The following is a 17,827-nucleotide window of genomic DNA, read 5'->3' on the forward strand; positions in this document are numbered from 1 at the left end:
GTGCCGCCGCCCGTCGAGCGGCTGAACAAGAGCAAGCAGCCGGAGCCACTGAGCAGACAACCTCGGCTCCGTCCGGGAAGTCCGCCGCGAACGCGAACGGCCGGAGCTGGCGCACCCGCCGCCCTGCCGCGGCGGACAACGATACCGGCGAGGTACCAACGACTTCGGCGGGCGACGCCGGGGCTGCGCAGCCCGCTGAAGACGCGAGCTCGACCGGGCGGAGTTGGCGTACTCGCCGCTCGGCCGCCCCGGACGACACCGGCGCGGCAAACCAGTCGGACGGCACGGAAGAATCCAGTCCGAGCGCACGGTCCAGCGGGCGCGCCAGGCGGGCCCGCGCGCGGCGGGCTCGGGTGCGCGCACGCAAAAACCAAGAAGCAACCACAGAATCGGAGCAGTCGTGACAGAGCCGAATCGTCTCGAAGTTCGTACCGCGGATCCGTATCCGGTGATCATCGGCCGCGGCTTGCTCGGTGAGCTCGTCGAGGCGGTCAGCGGCGCGACAAAAGGTGTGCGGACGGTGGCGATCTTTCATCAGCCGCCGCTCGCCGAGACCGCCGAGGTGGTGCGTAAGGCATTGGCCGACACCGGGATCGACGCGCATCGCATCGAAATCCCGGACGCCGAGGCCGGTAAGGAACTCGCCGTCGCCGGATTCTGCTGGGAGGTACTCGGGCGGATCGGCCTGACCCGCAACGATGTGGTGGTGAGCCTCGGCGGCGGCGCCGCGACCGACCTGGCCGGTTTCGTGGCCGCGACCTGGATGCGCGGCGTGCGGATCGTGCATGTGCCGACCACGCTGCTGGCGATGGTCGACGCGGCCGTCGGCGGCAAGACCGGCATCAACACCGAGGCGGGCAAGAACCTGGTCGGCTGCTTCCATGAGCCTGCCGCCGTGCTCGTCGACCTGGCCACGCTGGAAACGGTGCCGCGCAATGAGATCGTGGCGGGCATGGCCGAGATCATCAAGGCCGGTTTCATCGCCGACCCGGTGATCCTGGACCTGGTCGAGCGTGATCCCGAGGCCGCGCTCGACCCCACCGGCGAGGTGCTGCCCGAGCTGATCCGGCGCGCGATCCAGGTGAAGGCCGATGTCGTCGCCGCCGATCTCAAGGAGGCCAGCCTGCGCGAGATCCTCAACTACGGCCACACCCTCGGCCACGCGATCGAGCGCCGCGAGCGCTACCGCTGGCGCCATGGCGCCGCGGTCTCCGTCGGCCTCGTCTTCGCCGCCGAACTCGGCCGTCTCGCGGGCCGTCTCGACGACGCCACCGCCGACCGCCACCGCACCGTCCTGGAAAGCGTCGGCCTGCCCACCACCTACGACGCCGACGCCCTCCCCCAACTGCTGGACACCATGCAGACCGACAAGAAGACCCGCTCCGGTGTCCTGCGTTTCGTCGTCCTCGACGGTCTCGCCAAGCCCGGCCGCCTCGAAGGCCCCGACCCCACCCTGCTGGCCGCCGCCTACTCCGCCATCGCCCGCGAAGGCACCCCGAGCAGCGGCATCCTGCTGTAACCCGCACTCGCACACCAGAAACGGCGCACTCCTAGGGGGTGCGCCGTTCTCTTTTTGCCTCGAGCCGCTACCTGCTGGTGTCGGCGCTATCGGGCACGCAGCGACGTCTCATGGGCGCGGAATCCAGTAGTCGTATCGACCGTTGTCCCAACGCGCGACGCAGATCCCCCGCTCATCCCACCCCGGCCCGTTCTTCTGGCAGTACGCCAGCGAAACGTTCGACACCGAGGGCAGGCACACGTAGTTCCACCGCGGCTGTTGCGACGCACAGCCGTTGTCCTGTGCCGCCGCCTGCCCAGCGAACACGACCGTGGACGCGGCGAGTGTCATCGCCGCGGCGACCCCAATTCGAATCAACATAGCAATGTCCCCTCCCGTTGAAATGCTTTGGACAGCAAAAGAATACCGGCGGTCCAGGGGGCGACAAGAGCATCGATGCCGTCATGCGACAGGTTGGCAGCGTCCCGCTCAAAGATTGGCAGAGTCGCATTCCCATGACAGCGGGACAGACCCACGGGAGGCCGAAGCTCATCCCAATGCCCCGCAAGGGCGCTGGCGGCGGCCTCGCGTCAGGCGGAAGTGGATACGGGGGTGGACCTCTTGTTGGACGAGCGATCCGCGAGAATGCGGCCGATACCGACGCCGATGAGGGCGGGGACGAAGATCAGCAGGACGATGAACGCGGACCCGGCGGTGAGTTCGAAGAGAATGCCGTTGTCGCCGAGGTCGAACTTGGGCAGCCAGTCGAGGAGCCAGGCGCCGAGGCCGCTGCCGAGGCCGCCCGCCACGGCCGCCTTCAACCACAGCAGGGTCAGGTCGGAGCCGCGCTCCGGATCGGGTTGGGCCGCCCGATCCTTGCGCCCGTCCAGCAAACCCCAGTACAGAACGGCCGCGACAAGGACGATCAGGCCGAGAGTCCGCATCCAGACCCCGTGGGTCGGCCAGTTCACCATCGCGAACCCGAGCACGGCACGCAGGAAGACAACCAGCGCACCGAGCACGACGGCCCGCAACACCCAAGCATTCATGCGCACCACCATAACCCTGCGCATCCCCGAACCAAACTAGAACCGGTATCAGTTTTTGGCCACCCGCACCGTGCCCTCCGACAGTCGTATCGGCGACCGGTTCGATGCCGGATGCCGACGCCGATCAGCTCAGGCCGAATCTTCCAACGCCGCGGCCATTTCCGCGCGCGGAGCTGGGCGGCCGGTGAACTGTTCGACTTGCCCGTAGGCCTGATTCAGCAGCATCTGCAAACCGCTGACCACCGTGTGTCCAGCCCGCGACACCGCCTCGGCCAGCGGCGTCGGCCAGGGGTTATAGATCGCGTCGAGCACCACGGGCGCCGCCGCGACCGCCTCAGCGACGACGGCCGCGGCCGCGGCCGGAATCGTGCTGACCACGGCACCCGCCCGCTCGCAGAGTCCGGCGATCGCGGCCGGATCGAAGCTGGTCACCGCCGCATTCATGCCGAGGCGCTCGGCGAGATCCATCGCGCTGCTCGCCCGCCCGGGATCGCGGGCGATCACGGTGACCGTTTTGGCGCCGAGTTCGGACAGCGCGAGCAGCGCTGGGCGCGCGGTCCCGCCCGCGCCGAGTACCACTGCCTCGGCCACGTCGGTGACACCGCCGCCGCGCAGCGCGCCGAGCACGCCGTCCACGTCGGTGCAGTCGGCCCGCCAGCCGGTCTCGGTGCGGACCAGCGTGTTGGCCGAGCCGACCAGCACCGCCCGCTCGGTGCGCTCGGTGGCGTAGGCGAGCGCGGCCTCCTTGCCCGGCATGGTCACCGACAGCCCGACCCATTCCGGTCCGAGCCCGTCGACCAGTCCGGGCAGCTGCTCGGCCGTGCATTCGATGCGCTCATAGCTCCAGTCGAGCCCGAGCGCGCGGTACGCGGCCAGATGCAACTGCGGCGAGCGGGAGTGCGCGATGGGCTTACCCAGCACCGCCGCTTTGCGTTCAGCGACCACTGTCGAGGATTCCGCTCGCCTGTGCCTGCTGGATGTAGCGCTGGTGCTGCTTGTAGTCATCGGTGAACAGGGTGGTGCCCTGCTTGTCGACGGTCACGAAGTACAACCACGACCCCGGTTCCGGATTCTCCATGGCGCGCAACGCGTTCAGCGACGGTGCGGCGATCGGCGTCGCGGGCAGGCCGATTTTCGCGTAGGTGTTCCACGGCGTCTCCGCGGCGCGGTCGGCGTCGGTGGTCTGCACCTCGGTGCGGTCCAGCGCGTAGTTCACCGTCGAGTCGAACTGCAGCATCTGCGGAACCCGGAGCCGGTTCACGATCACCCGCGCGACTTTGCTCATGTCCTGCGGCTTGGCCTCGCGTTCGACGAGCGACGCGGCGATCAGCGTCTGGTACGGCGTCAACTTGGTCTCGCCGCCGGACTGCAACAGCCCGGTGGATTCATAGCTCTTGGCACTCGCCGTCACGAGCTGCCGGAGCATCTGCTCCGGCGTGCCGCTCGGGTCGAAATCCCAAGTGCCCGCGGCGATCAGGCCCTCCAGCTGCCTGGTCCGGTCCGGGCAGTCCTGGACACCCTGCGCGGCCCAGGCGGGCACCCCGAGCGCGGCCAGATCGACGCTCGCACCCGCGGCGGCGAGTTGCTCGTAGGTCACACACTTCTGGTTCGGGCCGGTGCCGATGCAGCTGGCATCCGCCATCATGCGGTAGATGCCGTCGGTGCGCCTGCCGGAGCCCACCTCGAACTGATCGTGCAGCAGCCGTCCCTCGGGAATGACCAGGTTCCCGACCCGCGCTTTCTTACCGACCAGCGCGGACACCGCCTGCGCGGCGGGACTGCGGCTCGGGATCGCGTAGTAGCCCGGCTGCACCGCGTTCATGTTCGAATTCCGCACGGCCGCTTCGATGAACGCGCCGGTGCTCTTGACGACGTCCTTCTCCTTCATGCTCGCCGCGATCTGGGTCGAGGTGTCGCCGTCGTGCACCTGCACGACCACCAGCGGTCCGGGCGGACCGGCATAGTCTTCGGGCGGACCGAGCTTGGCTATCAGCTTCATGCCCGCGAAGACCGCCGCGCCGGCGAACAGCAGCACGAAGACGCCGGCGAACAGCCACAGGGTGCGCCTGCGCCGCTTGCGCTCCTGTGCCTTACGCGAGGCGGCCCGGGAACGCTTGCCGCGTTGCGCGCTGCGCGGGCGACGGCCCTGCGCCGGCTCGTCGTCGCGCCGTGCCGCTTCCCGGCGACCGGCGCGCGTACGCTGCCCGGCCCGGCGCTCGGCGCTGGGACGCGGGGCGGGCTCGGGCGGATCCATGTCGTCGGTGTAGCGCGGGATGACGGTGGTGTCGTCCTCGTAGTCGTCCCAGTCGTCCTGCTCCCGGCCGACCACGCGATTATCGGCTTTGCCGCGGGTGTCTCTGCTGTTCTGCCCACCCCAGGCCCGGTCGTCGCGCCGGTAACGCCGATCAGCTTCGCGCTGTCGGTACCGTTCCTCGGCCCGCGCCCATCGATCCGTCATGCGTCGTCCTCGGACGACGCATGCCGCACCGCTTCAACCGACCTCAACACCGCACTCCGTTCGTCCAACCATCCTTGCAGGATCGAGACGGCCGCCGCCTGATCGATCACCTGCCGCTGGCCACGCGCGCGAACTCCACTGTCCCGCAATGCACGTGCAGCTGACACCGTAGTCAAACGTTCGTCGGAAAGCCGTACGGGCACCGGCGACACGGCGGTCTGCAACTGCTCCGCGAATGCGGTGGCAATGGTAGCGGCAGTGCCCTTCTCCCCGCGCAATGTTCGCGGCAGTCCGACAATTACTTCGACTGCCTCGTACTCCCGCACAATTTCAGCAATTCTGGCGATATCGGGCGCCACGCCACCGCGGCGGGTGTTCGGCTTCGCCCGGGGCACGGTTTCCACCGGCGTGGCGAGGACGCCGTCGGGGTCGCTCGAGGCGACCCCGATGCGGACGCTGCCGACATCGATGGCAATCCGCCTGCCGCGACCCGGATCGGTGTCGGGATGGGGACGGTCGGAATCGCTTCGCGATGCCATCATTTCGCCAGTTCGGCCACCCGGGCACGGACCGCGGCGAGACCGGCCGGAATACCCGAGGGATCCGAACCCGCACCCTGCGCCATCTCCGGCTTACCGCCACCGCGCCCGGCGATGCTCGGTCCGAAGCTGGCGACCAGGTCACCGGCCTTGAAGCCGAGTTCCTGCGCGCCCTTGTTGACGGTCACCACGAACGGCACCTTGCCATCGGCGTTACCGAGCAGCACCACCACGGCGGGCTCGCTGCCGAATCTGCCGCGAATGTCGGTGGCCAGCGTCCGCAGATCGCCCGCGGGAACACCCTCGGGCGCCGCGACGGCGACCAGCAGCACGCCACCGATCCGCTCGGCCTCCTCGACGAACTTGCCCGCCGAGGACAGCACCGCGGCCATCTTGGTGCGTTCGAGTTCCTTCTCGGCCACCTTGAGCCGCTCCACCAGCTGCTCGACCCGCCCCGGCACCTCTTCCGAGGGCACCTTCAGCGTGGACGCCACACCGGCCAACAGCGCGCGCTCCTTGGCCAGGTACTTGTAGGAGTCGAGGCCGACGAAGGCCTCCACCCGACGGATGCCGGAACCGACCGACGACTCGCCGAGCACGGTGATCGGGCCGATCTGCGAGGAATGCTGCACGTGCGTACCACCGCACAGCTCCATCGAGAACGGTCCGCCGATCTCCACCACCCGGACCTCGTCGCCGTAGTTCTCGCCGAACAGCGCGAGCGCACCCATCTGCTTGGCCTTGGGCAGGTCGGTGACGAAGGTGTTCACCGGGAAGTCCGCGCCGACCGCGTCGTTGGACACGACCTCGATATCGGCCTTCTGCCCCTCGGTAAGCTGGCCCTGCCAGTTGAAGTCGAAGCGCAGGTAGCCCGGCTTGTTCAGCGAGCCGGCCTGTACCGCGTTCGGGCCGAGCACCTGGCGCAGCGCGGCATGCACCATGTGCGTGCCGGAATGGCCCTGGGTGGCGCCCCGCCGCCAAGCCGGATCCGCTTGCGCGAGAACGACATCGCCCTCGGTGATCTGGCCCTGCTCGACGGTGGACTTGTGCACCCACAGCTTCTTGGCGATCTTCTGCACGTCGTTGACGCGCAGCTTCAGCCCCGAAGCGGTGATGGTGCCGCGGTCGGCGATCTGACCACCGGACTCGGCGTAGAGCGGGCTGCGATCCAGGATCACCTCGACGTCCTGCCCGGCCAGCGCGGTCGGCACCCGCACGCCGTCGGCGATCAGCGCGAGCACGTTCGCCTCGGAGGTCAGCTCGTCGAAACCGGTGAACTCGGTGGCGCCGCGGTCGACCAGTTCCTTGTAGACGGTCAGGTCGGCGTGCCCGTGCTTGCGTTTGCGGGCGTCTTCCTTGGCGTTGGCCACCTGCTGGGCCATCAGCTCACGGAAGCCGTTCTCGTCCACCGTCAGCCCGGCCTCGGCCGCCATCTCCAGCGTCAGCTCGATCGGGAAGCCGTAGGTGTCGTGCAGCTTGAAGGCGTCCGATCCGGGGATTGTGGTGCCGCCCTTGGCCTGCACGGCGGTGGCGGTGTTGTCGAACAGCGCGGAGCCGGTGTTCAACGTCTTGAGGAAGGCCGATTCCTCGCCGACCGCCACGGTCTCGATGCGCTGGAAATCGGTGGCCAGTTCCGGGTAGGACGGCGCCATGAGGTCGCTGACGACCTTCATGAATTCCGCCATCACCGGCTTCTCCGCGCCGAGCAGGCGAGCCGAGCGCACGATCCGGCGCAGCAACCTGCGCAGCACATAGCCGCGCCCGTCGTTGCCGGGGTTCACGCCGTCGGCGATGAGCATCGCGCTGGAGCGGGTGTGGTCGGCGATCACGCGGAAGCGGCGATCGTCCTCGTGCTCGACACCGTAGGAGCGGCCGGTGAGTTCCTCGGCCTTGTCGATGATCGGGCGAAGCAGGTCGGTTTCGTAGACGTTCTCGACGCCTTGCAACAGCATCGCGACGCGCTCGACGCCCAGGCCGGTGTCGATGTTCTTCTTCGGCAGCGAGCCGATCGGCGGGTGGCCCTCCTTCGGGCTCAGCTCACCGCGAACGTCCTGCATGAACACGAGGTTCCAGATCTCGAGGTAGCGGTCCTCGTCGGCGACCGGGCCGCCGTCGCGGCCGTACTCGGGGCCGCGGTCGAAGTAGATCTCCGAGCACGGACCGCCGGGACCGGGCACGCCCATGTCCCAGTAGTTGTCCTTGCCGTCGCGGAACTGGATCCGCTCCTCGGGGATGCCCGCGACCCGGCGCCAGATCTCGGCGGCCTCCGGATCGGATTCGTACGCGGTGACCCAGATCCGCTCGGGATCGAAGCCGAAACCGCCGTCCTCCTGAGGCTTGCTGATCAGCTCCCAGGCAAGGCGAATCGCCTCCTCCTTGAAGTAGTCACCGAAGGAGAAGTTGCCGGCCATCTGAAAGAACGTGTTGTGCCGGGTGGTGACGCCGACCTCTTCGATGTCGCCGGTGCGCACACACTTCTGCACGCTGGTCGCTCTCGGGTACGGCGGCGCCTCTTGGCCCAGGAAGTACGGCTTGAACTGGACCATGCCTGCGTTGACGAACAGCAGGTTCGGGTCGGCCAGGATCAGCGAGGCACTCGGAACCTCGGTATGGCCGGCACGGACGAAATGGTCCAGGAAGCGCCGTCGAATCTCGTGGGTCTGCACAGATATCCAGCCTACCGGTGCCGCGCACGTGCTTTTTCATCGACTCTGGTGCCGTGCGCCACCGGGCGCATCACTTGCCGCGGATGATCCGGCGCAGCTTCTCCACCCGTGGGCCGACCTCGCGTTCGTTGCCGTGGTCGGTGGGTTGGTAGTAGTCGACGCCGACCAACTCGTCCGGCGGGTACTGCTGGGCGAGCACGCCGTCCTTGTTGTCGTGCGGGTATTTGTAGCCCTGGGCATTGCCGAGCTTCGCCGCGCCCGCGTAGTGCCCGTCCCGCAGGTGCGGCGGCACGGCTCCCGCTTTGCCCGCCGCGACATCGGCCATGGCTGCCCCGAGCGCGGCGATGACGGCCCCCGATTTCGGCGCGCTGGCCAGATGGATGGTGGCCTGCGCCAAGGCCAGCCGAGCTTCCGGGAGACCGACCAACTGGACGACCTGCGCGGCGGCGGTGGCGGTTTGCAAGGCGGTGGGATCGGCCATGCCGATGTCCTCGCTGGCGTGGATCATCAGCCGACGCGCGATGAAACGCGGATCTTCGCCCGCCGTGAGCATCCGCGCCAGGTAGTGCAGCGCGGCGTCGACATCGGAGCCGCGGATGGACTTGATGAAGGCGCTGATCACGTCGTAGTGCTGGTCGCCTGCCCGGTCGTAGCGGACCGCGGCCTTGTCCACGCTGGCCTCGACGAGTTCGACGCCAACGGTGCCGTCGAGCGAGGATTCGGCCGAGGCCTCCAGCGCGGTCAGCGCGCGACGGGCGTCACCGCCCGCGATCCGGACGATGTGGTCCAGTGCCTCGTCGGACACCGTGTACTGGTCGTCCAGGCCGCGCGGATCGTGGATCGCGCGATCGAGCACCTGGCGGATGTCGTCCTCGGTGAGCGATTGCAGTTGTAGTACCAGGGAGCGCGACAACAGCGGCGATACCACGGAGAACGACGGATTCTCGGTGGTCGCGCCGACCAGCAGCACGATCCGGTTCTCCACCGCGGCGAGCAGCGCGTCCTGCTGGGTTTTGGAGAAGCGGTGCACCTCGTCGATGAACAGCACGGTCTGCTCACCGACCGAGAGCCTGCGCCGGGCCACGTCGATGACGGCGCGCACTTCCTTCACCCCGGCCGACAGGGCCGAAAGCGCCTCGAACCGGCGACCGGTCGAATGCGAGATCAGCGACGCGAGGGTCGTCTTCCCCGTGCCGGGCGGGCCGTAGAGCAGGACCGACGCGGCACCCGAGCCCTCGACCAATCGGCGCAGCGGCGACCCCGGCCCGAGCAGATGCTGCTGCCCGACCACCTCGTCCAACGACGCGGGCCGCATCCGCACCGCCAGCGGCGCGCCGGCATCTCGGCGCACCACGGTGTCGATGCTGTGCTCCGCTGGCACTGCATCTCCTGGTACGTCGAACAAGCCATCGCTCACGACTGCGCCTCGCTGACGCTCGGCTCCGTCGTGCGCGAGGGCGCGCTGTGTCTTTGGTTCGCTCGCTCACGCTCCCTCACAGCGGACAACGTTACCGAGACGCACCGACAATGCCGCGTGCCGTACGGACCGTGGTCGAGTTCGCCGCCCCCATGGCCCTGTCGACCACCTGCCTGCTCGCACCCTCGCTACGGGATCCGGCTCGCCCTCGCGTGCGTGCGAAAACGCCAACCCACGGGGCCGAGGACCTTTTGCCGAAACGATGGGCCCGCTGCCAATGCCCACAGACCCGTACGGCGAGCCGATTTGCGTGTCGTCCGTACATCCGATGTGATCAATACTCGTGGCTGAAAACGTGATCGTTTCAGATTCTCCGGTCGGACCCTTCGCGCGGCGCACCCTGTTGAAGGGCGGCGCGGCCGCGCTCACCGCCACCGCACTGCTGATCCCGGCGGCCGCCCATGCCACCGCCGGAGCGTTCCGGCACGGCGTCGCCTCGGGCGATCCGCTGCCGGACGGCGTGATCCTGTGGACCCGTGTCACCGTGTCCGAGGACGCGACGCCCGGTTCGGGTGTCGGCGAACCGGTAAGCGTGCGTTGGGAAGTCGCCGGAGACGAGGGATTCAGCACCGTCGCCGCCTCCGGAAACGTCACCGCCACAGTGTCTTCGGACCACACCGTCAAAATCGACGTGTCCGGCCTAGCGCCGGGCAGCGACTACTTCTACCGCTTCACCGCCCGCGGCGAGACCTCCCCGGTCGGCCGAACCCGGACCGCCCCGGCCCTGGCCGACTCGCCGGAGCGCCTCCGCTTCGGGATCGTGTCCTGCGCCAACTGGGAGGCCGGATACTTCGGCGCCTACCGCCACCTGGCCGCCCGCACGGATCTCGACGCCATCGTGCACCTCGGCGACTACCTCTACGAGTACGGCCGCGGCAAGTACGGCGGCCGCAACGGCACCGTTCGCCCACATGAGCCCTCGAACGAGACCGTCAGCCTGGCCGACTATCGAATCCGCCACGCGCAGTACAAGACCGACCCCGATCTGCTGGACCTGCATGCACGACAGCCGTTCATCTGCACCTGGGACGACCACGAGTCCGCAGACAACTCCTGGTCCGGCGGCGCGGGCAACCACGACCCGGCCACCGAGGGCGCCTGGGCGGACCGCAAAGCCGCTTCCGCACAGGCCTATCTGGAGTGGATGCCGGTGCGCGCGAAGGGAACCGGCGGAGATGTGCAGATCTATCGCAGGCTCCGTTTCGGCACCCTCGCCGAACTATCCATGCTGGACCTGCGCAGCTACCGCGATCAGGAGGCGAAGCCGGGCGCGGGCTGGCGCGAGGCCGACAATCCGGCCCGCACCATCACCGGCAAGGCCCAAATGGACTGGCTCACCGCTGGATTGGCGTCCGCGCCGGTGCGCTGGAAGCTGGTCGGCAATTCGGTGATGATCGCGCCGCTGGTCTTCCCGCCGCTCGAGCCCGCAACCACCGCGGCGATCACCGGCACGCTCGGGGTGCCGCAGGCAGGTCTCACCGTCAATGGCGATCAATGGGACGGCTACACCGCGGACCGGCAGCGGCTGTTCCGGACGATCACCGAACAGCAGATCTCCGATGTGGTGTTCCTGACCGGCGACATCCATTCCTCGTGGGCCGCCGACCTGCCCGTCGACGCCGCCAACTATCCGGCGGGCAGCACGGCGGGCGTCGAGTTCGTGGTTCCTTCGGTCACCTCGACCAGCGTCGGCGACATGCTGAAGGCGAACTCGGCGCCGATCGCGGAGACGATCAAGGGTATCAACCATCACCTGCGCTACGTCGAATTGGATTCGCACGGCTACGGCGTCCTCGAGGTGACCCCGGAACAGAGCCAGATGGACTGGTTCTATCTCATCGACGTGGCCGACCCGAACTCCGGTGTGCGCCACGGCACGTCGCTCGCGGTTCGGGCAGGTGGACGCCTCGAACCGCGGCAAGCACCGGCGAGCTGAGCGGGCGTCGTCCTACTCCCCGCCACCGCCGCCCCCGCCACCGCCGCAGCCGCCACCACCGCCACTTCCCCCGTCGCCCCCATCACCGAAGCCGCCGAACATGCCGCCGAGCGACCACTTGCTCCCCTGCGATCGACCGCGGCCGCTGCGGAATTGGGCACTGAGCACGCTGCCCGACTGTTGGGCGCGGGTCAACGGAGCGACATCTGGGTAGCGACGCAGCCTCCGCTGGCGCACGCCCAGCGCCACCAATGCGGCAACGACGGCACCGCCCGCGATGATAATCAGCACAACAGTGGCCATGTGACCACTCCTCTCGCACCCCGTGGTCCAGAACCGTTCAGGATACTGTGCGGAGTGCGCGGCGACTGCCCCTGATTATGGGGTGTCCGTTGCTGTTCCGGCGGAACCGACTACTCGGACCAGCGCTCTTCCAGCATCGCCGAGACGTCCTCGGCGAAGTCGCCGACAGCATCGTCGCCGGTGCAGCGAGCGTCTTCGGCCAGCGCCGCCCAGCGGTTGATCAGCGCCTCCGAGCGCGGCACGGACATTCCGTGCTCGCGGGCGGCCGCGATGCGGGCGTGGTCGGCGGGCAGGAACCAGTAGGTGGACAACCACACCCAGATCAGCCGGGCTTCCAGGATCCGCTCGGACATCAACTCGTCGTCGGCCAGCGCGGGCCACACGCCGACCACCTCGGAGCGCCACGCCTCCACCATCTGCCTGGCGCGTTCCCTGGAGAGTTCGAAGTCGCACAGGCAGCCGGGGAACGACACCAGCGCGTAGGCGATGTCGAGGGTGGCGTCGCGGAATCCGCCCCACTCGTAGTCGAGGAAGCGTGCGCCCTCCTCGTTCAGAATGACGTTGTCCGGGCACAGATCCGATGGACTGAACGCGCGGAAGCGTCCCGCCGAGAACAAACGGTTGCCGCGCACGATCCGTTCGGCGATCTCGCCGGGCACTTCGATGCCCAGTTCGCGCAGCAGCAGACCCGGCACCTCGGCGATGGCGGATTCGGCCTGCTGGGCGATGCCGTCCACCCGATGCACCACGTCGACGCGACGCAGCAGCGCAACGAAATCGGCTTCGCGGCCGACGGTGGCGGCGTGCATCCGGCCGAGCGCCTGCGCGAACGCCATCATCCCGTTCCGCGTCGCGGGCTCGATGCCGGACTGCAGCATCTGAGTCAGCAGGGAGTTCTCGCCGAGATCGCTGAGGATCAGCAAACGCTCCGGCAAGCTGTGCGCGATGAGGTACGCGCCGGGTCGCTGTTCGCGGCTCAAGGCGGTGGTGAACTGATACGACACCGCTTCCCGAAGGAACGCGGAATCGATGCTGGCGACTCCGGGTGCGAGACCGCCGGTGGTGCGGTCCTGCGCGTGTCCGCGAACTTGTTTGACGATCAGGGTTCGTGGCAACGAGAAGGCGTTTTCCGCTACACGCACACGGAGAACCGTCGTTCTACCACTACCGCTGAGTTCGATCGGATCGCTCAGCTTTACCGGAGCACCCATTCGCTTTGTGAGCAACTGTTGCGCTGCGGACACGACTTCGGCGGCGCGTTCGGCCAATAGTGCGGTCATCGCCCTTCAAGTTACTCGCATGGGGTCACTTCTAGCGAGCGGTTACACAACCTTTCCGCGTCATTCGGCGTGTCTCCCCCGAGGTGACGGAACGGGCGCACGTTGCTTGACACCATTGCACCCGTCAGGTTTTCTCATCGTCAACTGCTCTGCGCCACACCGCAAACCAGTTGAGTGGAAAGGTCTATGGCATGACCGGCACACCGCCTCCCCCGCCCCACGAATCAGCTGGCGACGCTCCCGACCGCGGAGACGACGAACGCTACGCGGCGCGGCCGGGCCAGCACGAGAGTCCCACCCCAGAGTCCCCTGGCACCAGTGCCGGGCACGGCCGCCACGAAATGGCAGGGGCCGCCGGGTACCCGCAGTTCGAGGGGCCCGGCGCGGCGCAGTACGGGGATGAGCCCGTCGAGCCACCACCGCCGGTGACACCGCAGCAATCGCAGCAGCAGCCGCCGGAGCAATCGCAGCAGCAGTCCCAGCAGCCGCAATCGCAGCAATCGCAACCTCAGCAATCCCAGCCGCCGCAATCGCAGCCGCCTGAGCAGCAATCGCAGCAGCCCAGTTACGGTCCGCCGGGAACCGGCCCGGGTGCAGCGCCACCCGGCTCCATGCCGCCACCGGCCGGCTCCACGCCTCCCGGTTACCTGCCGCCCGGTTCTATGCCGCCGGGCTCCATGTCGCCGCCGCCCGGTTCCATGCCTCCTGGTTACACGCCGCCCGGCTCCATGCCACCGGGCTCCATGCCCCCACAGGGAAACGTGCCCCCGTACGGCTCGATGCCGCCACCCCAAGGCGGCATGCAACAGCCGGGCATGATGCCGCCACCCGACCAACCGATCTACGGATACCAGCAGGCCGCCACCACCGCCCCCGGCACCCTCGATGTCGGCCAGGCCCTCAGCTACGGCTGGGAGAAGTTCCGCTCGAACCCCGGGCCGTGGATGGGCGTGATCGCGAGCGGGCTCATCATCTATCTCGCGTTCGTCCTCGTCGTTCAGCTGACCGACCCGACGACAATGCTCCCGCTACTGCTGATCTTCCTCGCCGTGCTGGCAGCGGTATGGCTGCTACAGGCCGCCATGGTGCGGGGCGCGCTCTATGAAACCGACGGCTACAAACCGTCTTTCGGCTCGTACTTCCGTTTCGTGAACGCGGGCAATGTACTGCTCACCGCCCTGATCGCATTCGTGCTCACCTTCATCGGGTCGGCACTGTGCATCGTCCCCGGTCTCATCGTCGGCGTTCTCTGTATGTTCTCACTGCATTTCGTCGTCGATCAGGACCAAGGTCCGTTCGAGGCGCTCAAATCCAGCTTCACCCTGGTGGTCACCCATGTGTGGCCGGTGCTGCTGCTCGCACTCTCGGTGTTGTTCGTAACGTTGGTCGGTGCTCTGCTGTGCGGCCTCGGCCTTCTGGTCGCAGGTCCCGTCGCGGTCATCGCGGTCACCTACGCCTACCGCACTTTGACAGGCGGCACCGTCGCCCCCATCTGACACCCGTCCACGAACAGTGCGCACCTTTTCGCTAGCCGCACACCCGGTGTACTGGGTGCGCGGCTAGCGAAAAAGGTGTGCAGTCTCAACCAAATTGGGCACACCCGCGAGGGAGGTCCGAGAGGCCCGGTGCCTATCAGCGGCACCGCGATCCCCTGCTCCGATGTCGTCGGCGCCGATGAGCAACTGCCTGCTGTCGAGGGGCTACCTGTCGACCAGGGAACGCATTCCGATCCACCGCATGAATCGATCTAGCGGTCCGGCCTCACGGCCTGCGCGCGGGCGCAGTGCCAGCACGATCACACCGGCCGTGACGATGCCCGCCAGGTTCACCGCCAGCTGACCCGCCGACATGAACGCGACATTCCACTCCCCCAAGGTGGCGGCGACAACGGCGAATCCGGCTGCGGGCACGGTCGTCACCGAGATGAACACACCGACCAGCGCCGCCGATTTCGCGGTCACCAGCGAGAGCATGCCCGCCGCACCGGCCAGTAGCGCGACGACCAGCGAAAACGGCCCGACCTGGTAGATGAAGTCGACGTTCTTGATGTTCTCCACGCCGCTCAGCGTGATCCAGCCGAATTGCTCCCACAGCAGGGTCGCCACCAACGTGACCAGCATGGCTACCGGGAAACCGATCGCCAGTGCGATCGCCGACCGTCGGGCCAGCCGGAAGTCGCGACGGACCAGGCCCACCGCGAATGCCGCCAGCGGACCGAATTCCGGCCCGACGACCATCGCGCCGACGATCGTCACCGGCGAATCGGTCGCCACACCGACCGCGGCCAGCAGGCAGGCGATGGTCAGGAACGCGAGGAAGGTTGAGTTGAGCGTCGACTCCTCGTGGGTCTGTGCCACCAACTCTTCCCACACCACCGCGTCGGACGGGTCGCCGGGCGCCGCTTCGACCGCCCGATCGGCCGCCTCGGACAGCACGGTCTCGACGGGCCCGAGGGTGATGCCGCCGGTCTTGCAGATGCCGAGGTCGGTCAGCTCGGCCAGCACCTCGTTCCCGGCCTCCCGGGCTACGTCGGCCTGGATCAGGTCACCCGCGGGTTCCAGCGCGACGCCGCGAGCCAGGGTCACATGGGTGGCACCTGGGTTCGCGGCGAGCACGGCCAGCACTTTGTCCGTCAGCTCCGGCGGACTGATCATGCGCAGATGCAGCAACAGATCCCCTCATGGTCAGTGTCACCCGGCAGGGTCGACGGATCGAACTGACCAGAAGGTACCGCTCGCGCGAGCGCGGACGCTATTCCGTGGGCTTGTCGGCCTTCGCGTCGGCCTTGTCGCCCTTCGACGTGGGCTTGGCGTCCAGCCCGGCTTCCTTGCGCTGCTGCTCGGTGATCGGCGCGGGTGCGTCGGTCAGCGGGTCGACGCCGCCGCCGGTCTTCGGGAACGCGATCACCTCGCGGATCGAGTCGAGGCCGGCGAGCAGCGCGACGATCCGGTCCCAGCCGAACGCGATGCCGCCGTGCGGCGGCGCGCCGAACGCGAAGGCGTCCAACAGGAATCCGAACTTCTCCTGCGCCTCCTCCTGGCTGATGCCCATCACCTTGAAGACGCGTTCCTGCACATCGCGGCGGTGGATGCGGATGCTGCCGCCACCGATCTCGTTGCCGTTGCAGACGATGTCGTAGGCGTAGGCGAGCGCGGAACCCGGATCGGTGTCGAAGGTGTCGATCGACTCCGGCTTCGGCGAGGTGAACGCGTGGTGCACCGCCGTCCACGCCGAATGACCAAGCGCCACATCGCCGCTCGCGGTGGCGTCGGCGGCGGGCTCGAACATCGGCGCGTCCACGATCCAGACGAAAGACCAGGCGTTCTCATCGATCAGCCCGACCTTGCGGGCGATCTCGGCGCGCGCCGCACCGAGCAGCGCGCGCTGCGCCTTCTCCGGACCGGCCGCGAAGAACACACAGTCGCCCGGCACCGCACCGACATGCTTGGCCAGTCCGTCGCGCTCGGCATCGCTGAGGTTCTTGGCGACCGGGCCGCCGAGCGTGCCGTCCTCGTTGATCAGCACGTACGCCAGTCCCTTGGCGCCGCGCTGCTTGGCCCACTCCTGCCAGGCATCGAGCTGACGCCGCGGCTGGCTCGCACCGCCCGGCATGACCACCGCGCCCACATACGGCGCCTGGAACACCCGGAACGGCGTGTCCTTGAAGTACTCGGCGCACTCGGTGATCTCGATGCCGAAGCGCAGGTCCGGCTTGTCGGAACCGAAGCGGCGCATGGCTTCCGCGTAGGTCATGTGCGGGATCGGGGTCGGGATGTCGTAGCCGATCAGCTTCCACAGCCCGACCAGGATCTGCTCGGCGAGCAGGATCACGTCGTCCTGCCGCACGAAGCTCATCTCGATGTCGAGCTGGGTGAACTCGGGCTGACGGTCGGCGCGGAAGTCCTCGTCGCGGTAGCAGCGCGCGATCTGGTAGTAGCGCTCGATGCCGCCGACCATCAGCAGCTGCTTGAACAGCTGCGGGCTCTGCGGCAGCGCATAGAAGCTACCGGGCTGCAGCCGGGCCGGCACCAGGAAGTCGCGGGCGCCTTCCGGAGTGGAACGGGTCAGCGTCGGGGTCTCCACCTCGACGAACTCGTGGCTGGCCAGCACGGCGCGGGCGGCGGCGTTCGCCTTCGACCGGAGCCGGATCGCGTGCGCCGGACCTTCGCGGCGCAGGTCCAAGTAGCGGTACTTCAGCCGGGCCTCTTCGCCGGGCTGCTCGTCCAACTGGAACGGCAGCGGCGCGCTCTCGTTGAGCACCTCGAGCTCGGTGACGTTCACCTCGATGGTGCCGGTCGGCAGCTCCGGGTTCTCGTTGCCGTCCGGTCGCAGCTCCACCACGCCGGTGACCCGCACGCAGTACTCGGCACGCAACCGGTGCGCCTGCTCGGCGGGCTCGCCCTCCCGGAACACCGCCTGCGACACTCCCGACGCGTCGCGCAGATCGATGAAGATCACGCCACCGTGGTCACGCCGCCTGGCCACCCATCCGGTGAGGGTCACGGTCTGACCGGCATGCTCGCTTCGCAGCGAACCGGCCAAGTGGGTGCGCAGCACAAGGTTCCTTTCGACGACTCCGGCACCGGCGCGATATGACCAGGTGCGGTCCCATCGTAGTGAG

15 protein-coding genes are annotated in these 17,827 nt (G+C 68.2%); 3 read left to right on the plus strand and 12 right to left on the minus strand.

What is annotated here, in order from left to right; translation table 11 throughout:
• The first annotated feature begins 400 nt into the window (after positions 1-400).
• Entirely contained in the window at positions 401-1,519 is a 1,119-nt protein-coding gene (gene aroB, locus KV110_RS27645) for a 3-dehydroquinate synthase (RefSeq protein WP_218470170.1), read from the plus strand.
• A gap of 108 nt (positions 1,520-1,627) precedes the next feature.
• On the opposite strand, the gene KV110_RS27650 is transcribed toward aroB, so the two are convergent.
• The 7 genes from KV110_RS27650 to KV110_RS27680 all read right to left on the minus strand — a co-directional run bounded on the left by KV110_RS27650 (position 1,628) and on the right by KV110_RS27680 (position 9,627).
• On the minus strand, positions 1,628-1,879 hold the full coding sequence (locus KV110_RS27650) for a hypothetical protein (protein ID WP_218470171.1): 252 nt from the start codon (positions 1,877-1,879) through the stop codon (positions 1,628-1,630).
• Between the two features lie 209 nt (positions 1,880-2,088).
• On the minus strand, positions 2,089-2,547 hold the full coding sequence (locus KV110_RS27655; RefSeq protein WP_246634016.1) for a B-4DMT family transporter: 459 nt from the start codon (positions 2,545-2,547) through the stop codon (positions 2,089-2,091).
• Positions 2,548-2,676: 129 nt separating this feature from the next.
• Entirely contained in the window at positions 2,677-3,492 is an 816-nt protein-coding gene (locus KV110_RS27660; RefSeq protein ID WP_218470172.1) for a shikimate dehydrogenase, read from the minus strand.
• Positions 3,482-5,005: an endolytic transglycosylase MltG gene (mltG, locus tag KV110_RS27665; protein WP_218470173.1), complete on the minus strand. Its 1,524-nt coding sequence runs from the start codon at positions 5,003-5,005 to the stop codon at positions 3,482-3,484. Before mltG ends, KV110_RS27660 begins: the two co-directional genes overlap by 11 nt.
• Positions 5,002-5,547, minus strand: a complete 546-nt coding sequence (ruvX, locus tag KV110_RS27670; RefSeq protein ID WP_218470174.1) for a Holliday junction resolvase RuvX — start codon at positions 5,545-5,547, stop codon at positions 5,002-5,004. Before ruvX ends, mltG begins: the two co-directional genes overlap by 4 nt.
• Positions 5,544-8,210: an alanine--tRNA ligase gene (gene alaS, locus KV110_RS27675; protein WP_218470175.1), complete on the minus strand. Its 2,667-nt coding sequence runs from the start codon at positions 8,208-8,210 to the stop codon at positions 5,544-5,546. Before alaS ends, ruvX begins: the two co-directional genes overlap by 4 nt.
• Positions 8,211-8,280: 70 nt before the next feature.
• Positions 8,281-9,627 carry a replication-associated recombination protein A gene (locus tag KV110_RS27680; RefSeq protein WP_218470176.1) on the minus strand — a complete coding sequence of 449 codons (1,347 nt, stop codon included), beginning with the start codon at positions 9,625-9,627 and terminating at the stop codon, positions 8,281-8,283.
• Positions 9,628-9,970: 343 nt separating this feature from the next.
• Between KV110_RS27680 and KV110_RS27685 the strand changes: the two genes are divergently transcribed.
• Positions 9,971-11,623 (plus strand): alkaline phosphatase D family protein, encoded by a 1,653-nt coding sequence (locus KV110_RS27685; protein WP_246634018.1) that lies wholly within the window; start codon positions 9,971-9,973, stop codon positions 11,621-11,623.
• Between the two features lie 12 nt (positions 11,624-11,635).
• On the opposite strand, the gene KV110_RS27690 is transcribed toward KV110_RS27685, so the two are convergent.
• The 3 genes from KV110_RS27690 to KV110_RS27700 form a co-directional block, all read right to left on the minus strand.
• Positions 11,636-11,926 carry a hypothetical protein gene (locus KV110_RS27690; protein ID WP_218470177.1) on the minus strand — a complete coding sequence of 97 codons (291 nt, stop codon included), beginning with the start codon at positions 11,924-11,926 and terminating at the stop codon, positions 11,636-11,638.
• A 110-nt stretch (positions 11,927-12,036) separates the two neighbouring features.
• On the minus strand, positions 12,037-13,206 hold the full coding sequence (locus KV110_RS27695; RefSeq protein ID WP_218470178.1) for a phosphotransferase family protein: 1,170 nt from the start codon (positions 13,204-13,206) through the stop codon (positions 12,037-12,039).
• A gap of 224 nt (positions 13,207-13,430) precedes the next feature.
• Positions 13,431-13,712, minus strand: coding sequence for a hypothetical protein (locus KV110_RS27700; RefSeq protein WP_218470179.1), 282 nt, complete (start codon positions 13,710-13,712; stop codon positions 13,431-13,433).
• Between the two features lie 255 nt (positions 13,713-13,967).
• Between KV110_RS27700 and KV110_RS27705 the strand changes: the two genes are divergently transcribed.
• Positions 13,968-14,702 carry a DUF7847 domain-containing protein gene (locus tag KV110_RS27705; RefSeq protein WP_246634019.1) on the plus strand — a complete coding sequence of 245 codons (735 nt, stop codon included), beginning with the start codon at positions 13,968-13,970 and terminating at the stop codon, positions 14,700-14,702.
• Between the two features lie 204 nt (positions 14,703-14,906).
• On the opposite strand, the gene KV110_RS27710 is transcribed toward KV110_RS27705, so the two are convergent.
• Together KV110_RS27710 and aspS are read right to left on the minus strand one after the other, a co-directional pair.
• The gene (locus KV110_RS27710) at positions 14,907-15,875 is read right to left on the minus strand and encodes a DUF389 domain-containing protein (RefSeq protein ID WP_218470180.1); all 969 of its coding nucleotides are present in this window, start codon (positions 15,873-15,875) and stop codon (positions 14,907-14,909) included.
• An 82-nt stretch (positions 15,876-15,957) separates the two neighbouring features.
• A complete protein-coding gene (gene aspS / locus KV110_RS27715) occupies positions 15,958-17,763 on the minus strand; it encodes an aspartate--tRNA ligase (RefSeq protein WP_218470181.1) in 1,806 nt (601 codons plus the stop codon).
• Positions 17,764-17,827: the final 64 nt, after the last annotated feature.

The organism is Nocardia iowensis, assembly GCF_019222765.1.
In the GTDB taxonomy this organism is placed as follows: Bacteria; Actinomycetota; Actinomycetes; order Mycobacteriales; family Mycobacteriaceae; genus Nocardia; species Nocardia iowensis.

Coding starts and splice junctions, on each gene's coding strand:
- KV110_RS27650 (WP_218470171.1), bottom strand. CDS start 1,879: ATGTTGATTCGAATTGGGGTCGCCGCGGCGATGACACTCGCCGCGTCC.
- KV110_RS27655 (WP_246634016.1), bottom strand. CDS start 2,547: ATGAATGCTTGGGTGTTGCGGGCCGTCGTGCTCGGTGCGCTGGTTGTC.
- mltG (WP_218470173.1), bottom strand. CDS start 5,005: ATGACGGATCGATGGGCGCGGGCCGAGGAACGGTACCGACAGCGCGAA.
- ruvX (WP_218470174.1), bottom strand. CDS start 5,547: ATGATGGCATCGCGAAGCGATTCCGACCGTCCCCATCCCGACACCGAT.
- KV110_RS27690 (WP_218470177.1), bottom strand. CDS start 11,926: ATGGCCACTGTTGTGCTGATTATCATCGCGGGCGGTGCCGTCGTTGCC.
- KV110_RS27695 (WP_218470178.1), bottom strand. CDS start 13,206: ATGACCGCACTATTGGCCGAACGCGCCGCCGAAGTCGTGTCCGCAGCG.